General features: G+C 38.9%; 14 protein-coding genes and 2 pseudogenes. 11 read left to right on the top strand and 5 right to left on the bottom strand.

The features are described 5' to 3' along the window. Positions 1–204: hypothetical protein (locus P2W73_RS18165; protein ID WP_276503510.1), on the top strand; the 204-nt coding region annotated here is incomplete at its 5' end. A gap of 171 nt (positions 205–375) precedes the next feature. On the opposite strand, the gene P2W73_RS18160 is transcribed toward P2W73_RS18165, so the two are convergent. Next, entirely contained in the window at positions 376–1,431 is a 1,056-nt protein-coding gene (locus P2W73_RS18160; RefSeq protein ID WP_276503509.1) for an IS110 family RNA-guided transposase, read from the bottom strand. A 320-nt stretch (positions 1,432–1,751) separates the two neighbouring features. On the opposite strand from P2W73_RS18160, the gene P2W73_RS18155 reads away from it, so the two are divergent. Then, positions 1,752–2,216, top strand: a complete 465-nt coding sequence (locus P2W73_RS18155) for a nucleoside deaminase (protein ID WP_276503508.1) — start codon at positions 1,752–1,754, stop codon at positions 2,214–2,216. 394 nt (positions 2,217–2,610) lie between these two features. On the opposite strand, the pseudogene P2W73_RS26650 reads toward P2W73_RS18155, so the two are convergent. Both P2W73_RS26650 and P2W73_RS18145 read right to left on the bottom strand, forming a co-directional pair. After that, positions 2,611–3,159: pseudogene (locus tag P2W73_RS26650) on the bottom strand (IS91 family transposase); the annotation flags it as partial. Between the two features lie 216 nt (positions 3,160–3,375). After that, positions 3,376–3,531: pseudogene (locus P2W73_RS18145) on the bottom strand (tyrosine-type recombinase/integrase); the annotation flags it as partial. A 151-nt stretch (positions 3,532–3,682) separates the two neighbouring features. Between P2W73_RS18145 and P2W73_RS18140 the strand changes: the two are divergent. The 4 genes from P2W73_RS18140 (at position 3,683) to P2W73_RS18125 (ending at position 6,741) form a co-directional block, all read left to right on the top strand. Further along, a complete protein-coding gene (locus P2W73_RS18140; RefSeq protein ID WP_276503507.1) occupies positions 3,683–4,501 on the top strand; it encodes an SDR family NAD(P)-dependent oxidoreductase in 819 nt (272 codons plus the stop codon). A gap of 62 nt (positions 4,502–4,563) precedes the next feature. Further along, positions 4,564–5,460, top strand: coding sequence for a helix-turn-helix domain-containing protein (locus P2W73_RS18135; RefSeq protein WP_276503506.1), 897 nt, complete (start codon positions 4,564–4,566; stop codon positions 5,458–5,460). 66 nt (positions 5,461–5,526) lie between these two features. Further along, positions 5,527–5,943 carry an OsmC family peroxiredoxin gene (locus P2W73_RS18130; RefSeq protein ID WP_276503505.1) on the top strand — a complete coding sequence of 139 codons (417 nt, stop codon included), beginning with the start codon at positions 5,527–5,529 and terminating at the stop codon, positions 5,941–5,943. Between the two features lie 42 nt (positions 5,944–5,985). Continuing rightward, a complete protein-coding gene (locus P2W73_RS18125; protein WP_276503504.1) occupies positions 5,986–6,741 on the top strand; it encodes an NADPH-dependent F420 reductase in 756 nt (251 codons plus the stop codon). 466 nt (positions 6,742–7,207) lie between these two features. Here the strand turns inward: P2W73_RS18125 and P2W73_RS18120 are convergent, their stop codons facing one another. Beyond that, entirely contained in the window at positions 7,208–7,660 is a 453-nt protein-coding gene (locus P2W73_RS18120) for a transposase (protein WP_276503503.1), read from the bottom strand. A 252-nt stretch (positions 7,661–7,912) separates the two neighbouring features. Here P2W73_RS18120 and P2W73_RS18115 point away from each other — a divergent pair, with 252 nt between their 5' ends. From P2W73_RS18115 to P2W73_RS18100, 4 genes are all read left to right on the top strand, one after another. Beyond that, positions 7,913–8,086, top strand: a complete 174-nt coding sequence (locus tag P2W73_RS18115; protein ID WP_276503502.1) for a hypothetical protein — start codon at positions 7,913–7,915, stop codon at positions 8,084–8,086. 239 nt (positions 8,087–8,325) lie between these two features. After that, entirely contained in the window at positions 8,326–8,871 is a 546-nt protein-coding gene (locus tag P2W73_RS18110) for a CPBP family intramembrane glutamic endopeptidase (protein WP_276503501.1), read from the top strand. A 237-nt stretch (positions 8,872–9,108) separates the two neighbouring features. Further along, on the top strand, positions 9,109–9,732 hold the full coding sequence (locus P2W73_RS18105; protein ID WP_276503500.1) for a DUF2306 domain-containing protein: 624 nt from the start codon (positions 9,109–9,111) through the stop codon (positions 9,730–9,732). Between the two features lie 217 nt (positions 9,733–9,949). Continuing rightward, positions 9,950–10,408 carry a hypothetical protein gene (locus P2W73_RS18100; RefSeq protein WP_276503499.1) on the top strand — a complete coding sequence of 153 codons (459 nt, stop codon included), beginning with the start codon at positions 9,950–9,952 and terminating at the stop codon, positions 10,406–10,408. Between the two features lie 90 nt (positions 10,409–10,498). On the opposite strand, the gene P2W73_RS18095 is transcribed toward P2W73_RS18100, so the two are convergent. After that, positions 10,499–11,191, bottom strand: coding sequence for a GNAT family N-acetyltransferase (locus tag P2W73_RS18095; protein WP_276503498.1), 693 nt, complete (start codon positions 11,189–11,191; stop codon positions 10,499–10,501). 175 nt (positions 11,192–11,366) lie between these two features. On the opposite strand from P2W73_RS18095, the gene P2W73_RS18090 reads away from it, so the two are divergent. Continuing rightward, positions 11,367–12,104 carry a carbon-nitrogen hydrolase family protein gene (locus tag P2W73_RS18090; RefSeq protein WP_276503497.1) on the top strand — a complete coding sequence of 246 codons (738 nt, stop codon included), beginning with the start codon at positions 11,367–11,369 and terminating at the stop codon, positions 12,102–12,104. Positions 12,105–12,243 lie beyond the last annotated feature (139 nt).

The raw sequence follows: 12,243 nt of genomic DNA, 5'->3' as shown, positions 1-12,243 counted from the left end.
AGATGTACTGCAAAGAATAGCAGAGCATCCCATCAACAACGTGCACGAATTATTACCTCATCGCTGGAGCAAATTATAAAAAGCCCTGAACCCATATTAGCAATATGTAGTTGGCCGGAGGGTTACGCTGCAGCCGGGATATATTCTATCGATGATACAATCATTCAAAGACACAGCGGAATATTTTTAGTTTTTTATAATTAGCTCCGCATCCTATTTGTAGTCTTTCATTTTCAGAAAGCTACCTGCATCAGTCTTAGTTTAATAAAAGCAGCTGCCTGCTTTGCGATGTGGTCGTTATTACTTTACAGCAATGCCACTCCTCATGTTTTGCAGTCTGCCTTTTCTATGCTTAGTAATGAGCTTAATTAAAAATTATTTTATCAATCCTGCCTGGTACGGTATGCCGGAGATAATAACAGCTCTTATCCGGCCTAATAATTTATGGGCTACTTTGATGATAGCTTTGTTCGGTTCCTTATGGGCATGTTTGCGATAATATTGTTGCAGGGCCATATCATCTCTTACAGCTACCCATCTGGCTTCTACTAATAAGCTTCTTAATTGATGATTGCTGCGTTTGGTTAATCCAAGATTGATTTTGTTTTCACTGCTTTGATAAATACCAGGCACCAAGCCAACAATAGCGGCTAGTTCATCAAGCCGGCTGAACCGGCGGATATCACCCAGTTCAGCAATGATAGCTGCTGCTGTGATGCCACCTATACCTGGTACACTTTTATAGAGGTAATAATCTTTTTTATAGTGCTTGCGGCAATAGGCTCTTAATTCATTACTGATATGCAGTTCTTCATACCACATAAACTCCAGTTGTTTCAACCGGCTTTTCATACTTTCAGCAGCGCTGCTGTATTTCCATTTTATATTGGCAATCCATGTTTTCATTTCACGGCTCCAGTTAGGATTATCATATTGTGGCGGCAGTTTAATACCGAAGTAAAGCAATTGGCTTTTGATATGATTTTTTATACTGCGCAGGTTACGGGCCAGGTGTATTCTTCTTCTGAATAAAGCTCTGAGTTGTTCCTGCTGTTCGCCGGGAATAAAGATGCCTTTGAGATTACAGTCGCTAAGATGCTTGCAAAGATTGCGGCTATCGATCCTGTCTGTTTTTTGCCAATCCTGTTTATTGTTGCGCGGTACATCGGCTGGATTGACTACGCTTACTTCCCATCCCTTTTGTTGTAATGCCCTCGCTATCCAATAACCACAGCAGCCGGCTTCATAACAACAGCTTACTGTGTGACCAGGAAAATTTTTCTCAACATAATTGATCAGCGTTTCTGATTCAGCGGACATGGTCACTGTCTTGTTGTCAAACAGGTCAGTCTTAAAATGTGCTGTCCAGCTTTTTTTGTGCACATCCATGCCAATGAATAATTTTGGTGTGGCGGTAGTTTGAGACAACATCTTATTAAGTTTTGGGTAGCTGATATTATCAGACTACAGGTTAAAAAATGGTTGCTTAAATTACCGCTTTTACATAGATGCTTTGCGGCAGTGGGGCTGTGCGCAACGCGTCCGTCATCTGCATATCGCTATTCAGCTTCAGTCGGCTGACGGATTTCTATTCGGCTTTTGTACTTATCTTCGGCAGTAGTATTTCTATTGGGCTTTACGTCGCCGGGGGCAACGAATATAAATTCCCCACCGCCGCAAAGCCCTATTCGTTGTGCGTCATTTTATTGCAACTTCTGTAAATATGAAAATTTTTAGAATTATAAATGAGTATGACAGACATTGAATTTATGGAAATGGCAATCGAACTTGCCTTAGAGACAGAAGCAAAAGGGAACTTACCGATTGGTGCAATCATTACTTTGGACAATGAAATAATAGCAAAAGGTTCAAATACAATATTAAGTCCTTATTACGACCCAAAATGCCACGCTGAAATGAATGCACTTGACAATGTAAATAAAGACCTCTGGCAACGTTCTAATTATATGACCTGCTATACAACATTAGAACCTTGTTGTATGTGTTTTGGCAGGCTTTTACTTTCAGGTGTTGGACGTATAGTATTTGGAGCTGTAGACATTGAAGGCGGCTCAGGTTGCTTATTGAAACATCTTCCCCGATTTTACAACCAAACAAATGTGCCCATTTGGGTCGGACCACTTATGCCAGAAAAATGTGACGAATTATTTAAACGTTCTTTAATGAAATTCAATGCAATTGGCAAAGACAATTAATTTACGTTAGGCAGTTAATAAAAAACCGAAGAATTATTTGCAAAGATGAAAAACGAACGCACAACATATAAGGCTTAAACGAAGCTTTGCGCCGGCAGTATTTCCGCCGTAGAGACTTTTTTTGGGCGCAAAGGTTTGATTTAAGCCTTTGTTGAATGAAGCGACGGTAGCCGCCGGTGAGACATTATGGAATTTCAATTACGATTTCGCAGAAGAGGAGTTGCAGATGAAGCAAGAGTCTTCTTTTTAGTAAGTGATAATTAGTATATCCTGCGGCAACTTTTCATTCGATTTCCCTTTTGATCATCTTTTTAATTCCTGTTTTTTGTTTTTGAATAGTATTTTTTTGTTGGCGGGCAACGACTATCCTGCCGCTTATTGACGGTAAAAAAAATCATCCTGCTATCCTTCCTTTTATCAATTCCAAAAATGCGTTCAATGATTCAATGCCGGGCGGTGCATTGGCATCAAAGTGCAATAACGTAATCATCTTTCCTTTTTTGCAGCAGGGACACAAGTCAGCATCGTAATTCAATTTTTGTTTGGCAATTATTTTCCAGGAAATTTTTTTTGGCCTCACCCCCGGCCCCTCTCCACAGGATGGAGAGGGGAGTATGTCCATTTCCTTTTGCTGCACCTGCAATAAAGCGATGTTTGTATTAGCCATAAAACCATAATAGCGGATCTTGCGGTAACCCGGCGGTAAGATGTGTAAACAAAATCTTCTTAAAAATTCTGTTGAGCCCAGTGTCATTGTTTTTTGTTTACTGCCATCAGCATAATCTTTGTAACTAAAACTTACTTTATCATTTTGTATTGATACAATGCGATGATTGCTGATGGCAACCTTATGCGTATAACGTCCCAGATATTCTATTACCTGCTGCGGGCCGCCAAAAGGTTGTTTGGCATATACGATCCAGTTCTTGTTGTATAACGTTTCTCTCAGTGATGGTTCTATAGTTTTGTATTCTGTTTTGAGCAACATGGCCGCCCAATGAAGCAGTGCGGCATTTTTTCAAAGCATTCAATACCGATAAGTGATTTAATAACGGCTGATGCTTTGCAGTGAATGAAGTTTTGTATTGTCCAATAATGTTTGCCAGTTCACCCCGTTGGATATGCATCCTACGGGGTTCAAACACCGGCCTCGTCATGGTTACAGTGTAATAATATTATACAATGTATCCAACGGGCTGTGTGCCGGTTTGGTTTTTACCTGCGCTACATGTAAATAAACCAGTGTTTGAATCAGGTCAGCATGACCTAATAAATGTTGTATGGTATGTATGTCCACTCCATCTTCTAATAAATGTGTAGCAAAACTTACAGATTGAAATCTTACACATTATACAGCCTCGTTACTTCAAACGTAAAAATGTTACAGTATATCCTACTTTTGTGCAAGCAGTATAAGAGGTCATGTAAATAGCTTTGCATCATCAATTAATATAAAATAAGAAATTATGCAAAAGACTATTTTCATTACAGGTGCATCCCGTGGATTCGGAAGGATTTGGGCAGAAGCATTCTTAAAACGTGGCGATAATGTGGTAGCAGCTGTTCGCAACCCTGAATCATTAAGTGAATTGAAAAATGAATTTTCATCAAATTTATTGGTACTGAAACTTGATGTTACGGATAGAAACGGAAGTTTTGAAGCAATTGCAACTGCAAAAAAACACTTTGGCAGCATTGATGTTTTGATAAACAATGCTGGCTATGGGCACATTGGTGCCATTGAGGAGCTTAGTGAACAAGATGTGAAAGCACAGTTTGAAACAAATGTATTGGGTTCTTTGTGGACAACACAAGCAGTTCTTCCAATTATGAGAGAACAGAATTCAGGACAAATTATTCAACTTTCAAGTGCTTTGGGCTTGAACACTGTATCATTAATGGGACTTTACAGTGCCTCCAAGTTCGCAGTTGAAGGGCTTACTGAAACACTGGCTGGCGAAGTAAGTGGTTTTGGCATTAAAGTAACCATACTGGAACCAGGAGGCTACTCAACAGATTTCTTTGGCACTAATTCTCTTTCGCTAAGTAAATCAATAACACCTTACGATGGCGTAAGAAAAGATTTTTATGAGATGGCTGAAAAGCAAGACTCTGGAAGTCCTGCTGCAACTGCTGGAGCTATTCTCAGCTTAGTGGATTCTGAAAATCCGCCATTAAGATTACTATTGGGAAAAACTACTTACCCTTGGGTAAAATATACTTATGAAGACCGCTTGAAAACATGGGAATCGTGGCAGGAAATTTCTGTTGCTGCACATGGTTAAAAGAATTTTATAATTAGCAGAAACCCGATTTGTCGGGTTCTGCTTATAATACTGCTAAGTCAATGAAGCATTTTAAAAAAATAAGTGACCTACACGAAGCTCTTGGTATTAAGCCACCTGAGCATCCGCTTTTCAGTGTGGCGTATGGTGAAAAGGATAAATGTACTGGTAGTATTGAACTCGAATTTTCTTCAGCGTTTTATATCATTGGATTTAAAAAGTTGAAATCAGGGAGTATGCTTTATGGTAAAACAAAATACGACCATGACCGTGGAGCAATGTCGTTTATAAAGCCGCACCAGAAGGTGGCCTTTAACAATCTGGAATTACGGGATAAGGGATTTTTAATTCTTATCCATGAAGATTTTTTACCGGGAACAGTCCTTCACAACGAAATTAAGAAATACAGTTATTTCGATTATGAAGTGAATGAGGCATTGCACCTTTCACCCGGAGAAGAGAAAATAATATGGAATTTGTATTTCGGCATAGAAAAAGAATACAACAATAATACCGATGAACATAGCAAGGATATTATTATTAGTCATCTTGATTCCTTGTTTAAATATGCACAGCGGTTTTATAAAAGGCAGTTTATTAACCGTACACAATTGACCGGTTCAACAGTTACAAAATTCAATGCATTGCTCGTTGCTAATTTTGAAGAAAGAAAAACAAAAAATATTGGGCTGCCCACAGTAGCTCTTATGGCAGAAAAGTTAAACATATCTCCACGGTATTTAACCGATTTACTAAAGCAAGAAACAGGAAAGACAGCTTTGGAGCTTATTCATCTTTTTTTGATTAATGAAGCAAAAAATTTACTGACAGAAGGTGAAATGAACATCTCGGAAATTTCGTATTCCCTTGGGTTTGATAATGTAACTTATTTCTCCCGTCTGTTTAAAAAAGAGGTTGGGGTTGCTCCAAATAAATTCAGAGGAAGCTTATTGAATTAACGGAAGAGAAATCCTGGCATTGTCGCCATGCATGGTCAATAATGAGAATTAAATTTAAAATAAAAAATGAAACGTACAGCTAAAGCTCAATGGGCAGGCACCATAAAAGAAGGTAAAGGCGAACTAACTACACAAAGTGAAACTTTAAACAAAACAAACTACAGTTTCAAAACTCGTTTTTCAGGAGAAGAAAAGGGTACAAACCCTGAGGAATTGTTGGCGGCAGCACATGCCGCATGTTTTACAATGGCTGTTAGTTTTGCATTAACAGAAAAAGGACTGAATCCGACATCATTGAATACCGAAGCTACTTTGTCAATGGAAGGTTTTGGTATAACAGGAATACATCTTTCTATCACAGGTTCTGTATCTGGGATTACAGCAGATGAATTTGAAACCACTACTAAAGATGCCGAGAAAAATTGTTTAATTTCTAAGGTATTGAATATACCAATCAGTTCAGAAGCACATTTTGTGTCTTAACTTTATTTACGTTTTTATAACTTAATCGATAATTTAATAAGAATGAGAATTGGAATAATTGGAATTGGTGCAATTGGAAGCACCCTCGCAAAGAAATTAGCTGCGACGGGTCACCAAATTAAAGTAACCAGCACAGCGACACCAAGTGAGTTGGCGTTAAAAGCGAAAGCACTGAATGCCGCTCCTGCAACCATAGAAGAAGTTGTGAAAGATGTTGATGTAATATTTTTATCCATTCCTACGGCAGCAATTCCAAAATTATCAAAGGATTTATTTAAGGACATTCCGAACACAGTTGTCATCGTTGACACAAGTAATTATTATCCTTTCCGTGACGGAGAAATTGAATATTTAAAAAATGGAAAAGTAGAAAGTGAGTGGGTTTCGGAACAGATTGGAAGACCGGTTGTGAAAGCTTTTAATAACTTGTTAGCTTACACATTAGAAAACCTAGGGAAACCTAAAGGAGGCGAAAATAGAATTGCAATAGCTGTAGCAGGTGATGACCAAAACGCAAAGGAAATTGTAGTTCGCTTAATTAGTGACACAGGTTTCGACACAGTTGACGCTGGAAATTTATCTCAATCGTGGCGACAACAACCAGGAACGCCTGCCTATTGTACAGAACTGAATGCAACTGAACTTAAACAAGCACTTGCAGACGGAATTAAAGAAAAAGCAGCAGAACTAAGAGACTTTGCAATTACAAAACTGATGGGACTTACAACACCACCAACACATAATGACATAATTGAGTTGAACCGTTCATTGTTTCCAAAAACCCCAAAAGGTGTATAAATCAAAAGTAAGACCAAACCGAAACACAGGCCCACATAATAGATGACCACGGAGAAAGGGTATGCGTACAACATATAAGGCTTAAACGAAGCTTTGCGCCGGCAGTATTTCCGCCGTAGAGATTTTTTTGGGCGCAAAGGTTTGATTTAAGCCTTTGTTGAATGAAGCGACTGTAGCCGCCGGTGAGACATTATGGAATTTCAATTACGATTTCGCAGAAGAGGAGTTGCAGAAGAAGCAAGAGTCTTCTTTTAGTAAGTGATAATTAGTATATCCTGCGGTAACTTTTTTTTGCCTCCTTTGGTCTTTCCAAATAAATAACACGCAGAACGCCGAGGTTGGTGTTTTTCACCAACCGCACTACTGTAGGGAAACTTGCAAAGCTTAAATACATATTCAGTCCCTATGGTGAGAAAGAAATCCCCAATTGTCAACACCTGTTTCATAAAATAAAGCTGAAGAATATTTATACTCTTCCGGCAGCTTGCATATACCTGCCCTGACAGGGTTCCAGTGGATATATATAATCAAGTTTCTGCCTGTACACCTTATCGGTTCTTAATTCTATGCTTAAGGGATTGCGTTCCCATAATTGATACTCCCGGTCAGTGGCATTTACCCTGAATGTTTCCAGCACAGCAGGGTGATTCTGTCTCAGATCATGTTTTATCTTCTGCGCCGTATATTTCAAAAAATCTTTTTGTACATGTTGTGGATGTATCAGTGCTTGTATCTGCCAGATAAGATGAATATGGTTGGACATTATAACAAAACCATATAGCTTTATCCGCTTATCTTCCACAAGAAACCGACAGCAGCTAATGATAATATCTTTATATTTATCAGGTTGCAGGAGTTTTTTCCACTCAAGGTTGGTAGCTGTAAAGAATTGCGGATATTCGGTGACAAAGACTGGCATAACGATATGAAAATATCGAATTTGAATAATTGGTTGTGGAAAATCTCCGGAGGACCATGCTGTAACTAAAAAAAATTCCTTAATTCGTGCGGTTGGTGAAAAACACCAACCTCGGCGTTCGGCGTACTTTTTTCTGGTGAACACCTGCAAGCGCTAAAAAATCACTTCGCAGGTGACGGTGGCGCCGGATGGTCAGCCTTCACTTCTCTTTCACCGCTACTATGCTCTGAAGGTAGCAGCCCGATAAAACTGTTGAGCCAATCTGACGGATGGATAAAATATGCTGATGACCAAAATCATATTGTCACTGTAACAACTGAAAGCAGCCTGAACAAACGATTTCCTTTTGGAATACTATCTTCACACATGTTATTTGATGTAGTAGTTGGCAATGATGCATCTGCTACACGATCGAAGGCAATATGAAACTTATCGATTATGGGGAACAGGTCTAAAACTAAATTGCCTGCTTATAATTAATTTCAATTCTGCCGCTAAAAATGGACAAATTTCCGAATTGGGCTGACCATATTTTTGTTTTTATTTTTTGCATACTTCTTCCTTTGTCTGCAATAAGGCAAAATCCTAGGACTAATTCTGCAGTCGTGTACAATAGCAAGCAAAAACTAGCCTTTTATTTTTCAACCTGCCTCTCCCTTTTTATAATGGCAGCAGTTATTTTATCAGTATGGCTGCTGTTTAAAAGACCGCTCGCAGAAATAGGGCTTACATTAAGAATAGATGGAAGGTTGTGGATATGGACTGTAATTGCTTTTGTAATAATTTATGCTATTGATACGATTAATTCTGTGGCAACACCCAAAAATATTGCTGCTTCGATAAGTGACTGGCAAATAAGAACACCGTTTATGCCAACAATAATGAAAGAGCTTCCGGCATATATTTTAATGTGTCTTTGCGCCGGTGTTTTTGAGGAAATAGTTTACAGGGGATATTTGGTTACTTATTTTGGGCATTTCTTCAGTGGTTCAAGCTACCAGCAAAGCTTATCGGTACTTCTGCCTACGCTTGTATTCAGCATTTCTCATTTTTATCATGGTGTAAAGAATATCATTAAAATTTTTATACTTTCAGCATTTTTCGGCTTCATATTTATTCAGTCCGGCTCATTGGTGATTGTTATGGCCCTTCACTTTATTGTTAATGTGGTTGGCGGTTTGCTAACGGTAAAGTACATAAGTGAAAAATAATGCAGAAAAGAATTATAATAAACAAATCTAAATTGTATAGGCGGTACAACATGACAGTAGAATTTTCGACAACACGAATTTTTATCAAAGAATTCCGGAGTCAAATTGTAATCAGGCAGGAGTTTCTACCTCAACCTACCAGGCTGAATAATCCTGCACATTCTGTACCGCTTTTTGCACTCCTGTAACTTTTTATCAACAAAAACCTTTCAGGGTTTTATAACTAATCTTATGCTAATGACAAAGAAAATTCCTAAAATACTTGTTGCTGTTTTGGCAATACTGGTAGGTCTTTATCCTGCTATTTATTTCTTTATTAATCGCAAGTTTGGATTATTGCAATCGAAAAGCGAAGCTTTACTGGCAAATCCATTCTGGAACATTGAATTTTACTCACACATAATATTTGGCGGGCTGGCACTGCTGGTTGGCTGGACACAGTTTAGTGCAAAGTTGAGAGCAAGAAACTTAAAGCTTCACAGGCAGGTTGGAAAGGTCTATGTAGTCTGCGCTTTGATAAGTGCAATGGCAGGAATTTATATTGCTCTTTATGCTACAGGTGGAATGATTCCTTCCGTTGGGTTTATGTCATTGGGGGCCGTTTGGTTTTATACAACCTTAAGAGCATATATGGAAATTAGAAAGGGCAGAGTTGATGAACATCAAAAGATGATGATCTATAGCTATGCAGCTTGCTTTTCGGCAGTCACACTAAGGATATATCTCCCGATCCTTACTTCATTATTCCAGGACTTTACGAAGGCCTATATGGTGGTAGCATGGCTCTGCTGGATTCCTAATATAATAGTTGCATTTTTTATAATCAAAAGGCTTGATAAGATTGAGTTTGCTGTTCGATAAACTGCCACCGGCATCGGCTTTACAAAACCGCCGGTTCGAATAAGCGAAAACTATTCACTGAATAAGATTGGTGGCTGCATCGCCAAACAAAAGAACAAACAATGAACTTTTGTATTTTTATTTATCATCGGTTTAAAACTGGGCGGAATACTAATACCGCCAATATCGCCAATGCGGAGCCGTTTGGTGCCATTTATTTATGAGAGAACTTATAAGCATGGAAAACTTTGAAAAAATAAGAGATATATTTTCTATTCTTCATGATGGCACAATTATTTCAGTAATCGGCGATAAACGTTTTTTATCCCTAAAAATTAGTTGTCAATATCTCGCAGAGCGTATAGATGAAACCTTTGAATATTTTTTTGTTGATTTAATCGAAATAGATCGGCTCGCATTAGTTCCCTGGATGAACCCAGCGGAGTTAGAGCAAGAATATTTGGTTGACATCCCTGAGATTTTCAAAGCCAACCTTGATATACTTTCCGCCGACATTGAAAATGATTTAATAAAAGTCACATGTAATCAATCTGATCCTAAATTTGATTACTGCGGCGGGACGCTTTATTTGAATTGCAAAGACATTAAAATCTTTGATCAGGACAAAAACGAACTGACTGTTGAGGTATTAGATACAATTCGCAAAGCCTACTGGGATGATTTTTCAAAACATTAGAGAAACATCTTACTTCGCAGACGGGTTTCACCGAGTGAAATCGTGTTGAGCGGACCGTTCTCAGGCAGGGTTTACTTTTATTGTGATGTTTTATTTCTCTCGTTTGATCTTCCAAAAATCAATGATCCTGCGCCGGTCAAATCCCAGTTTTTTATAAATAGCAATAGCTCTTTCATTGGTGGCTGCTACATGCAAAAAAGGAATAATACCGGCTTCGATATTTTTACGGACGATATGCGCTACTAATTGCTGCGCATATTGCCGGCCAGTAAAAGCCGGATGTGTTACTACGGCACTGATTTCTGTTAATCCTGACATCTTCATCCGTTCACCAGCCATGGCCACCAATTCACCATTGTGCCTTATCCCAACATAATCACCCATCAAACGGGTGCCGGGTAAAAAATAACCCGGTTGTACCAGGTTGATTAATGACAACATTTGCGCTTCATTTGCATCGTCAAGCTTTTCAATCGTTGCGGTCGCTGTCGGTGTATTAATCAATTCAGAACAAATCATCTGCTCACAAGGCAGTTGGGTTACGATACTGTAATTAGCTGGCAAAGGGGGGAGATTGCCTATGATAAAAAAGGATTCATCCGGTGCTGCCAGTTGATCCAGCAGATAAAGTGCTTCCGGTTTACTATGATCAAAAGCGAGAAAGGAAACAATGTCTTGCCGGTAACGTTTTATACCAGGTTTGTTAATTGCAAAATGCCGGTGTGTTTCTGCCAGCGAATACCAGGCAGGGTTATCGAGTTTAAAAAATTGATCGTTGGGCATTGCGAACAAAAGTGAAAGGTAAAATGAATGTATGTTTCAAAAATCCACCCATCAAATTCTTAACAGTTACTGAGGGCAAAAGTTCTTTCTGTACTTTGTGCTGGTGTTTTGGCCTTTGTGATATTTGTCAACAGAAACCCTCAGCCCTCCATTAACAAAGAATAACATTCTCAAAATGAAAATTGCCGTAGCACAAATCAAACCGGTAAAAGGAGATATTGCATCCAATATTAATGATCACATCAAGTTGATTGATCTTGCGGTAGCAAATAGCGCCGGTGCCATATTTTTTCCCGAGCTATCCATAACGGGCTATGAACCTGAACTGGCGAAAGAACTTTCGACGGATAAAGATGATGAACGTTTTGCCATTTTTCAAAACATCAGTGACGAAAAAGCGATTACTATCGGGGTAGGAGTGCCTTTAAAAGCAGTCGGTGGTGTTCAGATAGGCATGCTGATTTTTCAACCGCATCGCCCGGTACAAGTTTACTCCAAACAATATTTGCATGCTGACGAGGTTCCTTATTTTGTTCCGGGCCATGAGGCAGTTGTGCTAACATTGGATAATAAGAAGATCGCACCGGCTATCTGCTATGAATTATCTGTACCGGAACATCCCGCTGCGGCTCATGCGGCCGGTGCAAACGTTTATATTGCCAGCGTAGCAAAAACAGCAGCAGGAATGGAAAAAGCATCGGAGACACTGGCCGCTATTGCTGAAAAATATTCCATGACTGTCTTAATCGCCAATGCCATTGGCCCCTGTGATAATTTTTTGGGTACGGGAAAAACATCGGTGTGGAACAATCAAGGGACATTAAAGGCACAATTGAATGATAACAGCGAAGGCATTTTGATACTGGATACAGCAACCGGGCAAATAACTGAGAGCTATTGCAACATTATTTGAAACGCTTGGAAAGAAAGACCGATTAAAAAAAACACATTCAATTCACCTGAACAAACCTTAGTAGAAAAAACATCTCATCAATGACGCAACCTTATTACCTTATTGCATGAAAATAGACTATAGCAATTCATATACTCGT

Source organism: Terrimonas pollutisoli (genome assembly GCF_029360765.1).
GTDB classification, from domain to species: Bacteria; Bacteroidota; Bacteroidia; order Chitinophagales; family Chitinophagaceae; genus Terrimonas_B; species Terrimonas_B pollutisoli.
Note: the sequence above shows the minus strand (reverse complement) of the source record. Positions and strands in the feature narration are given on the sequence as shown.

Excerpts from the sequence above, each read along its gene's own strand:
- P2W73_RS18160 (WP_276503509.1), bottom strand. The coding sequence starts at position 1,431 with ATGTTGTCTCAAACTACCGCCACACCAAAATTATTCATTGGCATGGAT.
- P2W73_RS18155 (WP_276503508.1), top strand. The coding sequence starts at position 1,752 with ATGACAGACATTGAATTTATGGAAATGGCAATCGAACTTGCCTTAGAG.
- P2W73_RS18140 (WP_276503507.1), top strand. The coding sequence starts at position 3,683 with ATGCAAAAGACTATTTTCATTACAGGTGCATCCCGTGGATTCGGAAGG.
- P2W73_RS18135 (WP_276503506.1), top strand. The coding sequence starts at position 4,564 with ATGAAGCATTTTAAAAAAATAAGTGACCTACACGAAGCTCTTGGTATT.
- P2W73_RS18130 (WP_276503505.1), top strand. The coding sequence starts at position 5,527 with ATGAAACGTACAGCTAAAGCTCAATGGGCAGGCACCATAAAAGAAGGT.
- P2W73_RS18125 (WP_276503504.1), top strand. The coding sequence starts at position 5,986 with ATGAGAATTGGAATAATTGGAATTGGTGCAATTGGAAGCACCCTCGCA.
- P2W73_RS18120 (WP_276503503.1), bottom strand. The coding sequence starts at position 7,660 with ATGCCAGTCTTTGTCACCGAATATCCGCAATTCTTTACAGCTACCAAC.
- P2W73_RS18110 (WP_276503501.1), top strand. The coding sequence starts at position 8,326 with ATGGCAGCAGTTATTTTATCAGTATGGCTGCTGTTTAAAAGACCGCTC.
- P2W73_RS18105 (WP_276503500.1), top strand. The coding sequence starts at position 9,109 with ATGACAAAGAAAATTCCTAAAATACTTGTTGCTGTTTTGGCAATACTG.
- P2W73_RS18100 (WP_276503499.1), top strand. The coding sequence starts at position 9,950 with ATGGAAAACTTTGAAAAAATAAGAGATATATTTTCTATTCTTCATGAT.
- P2W73_RS18095 (WP_276503498.1), bottom strand. The coding sequence starts at position 11,191 with ATGCCCAACGATCAATTTTTTAAACTCGATAACCCTGCCTGGTATTCG.
- P2W73_RS18090 (WP_276503497.1), top strand. The coding sequence starts at position 11,367 with ATGAAAATTGCCGTAGCACAAATCAAACCGGTAAAAGGAGATATTGCA.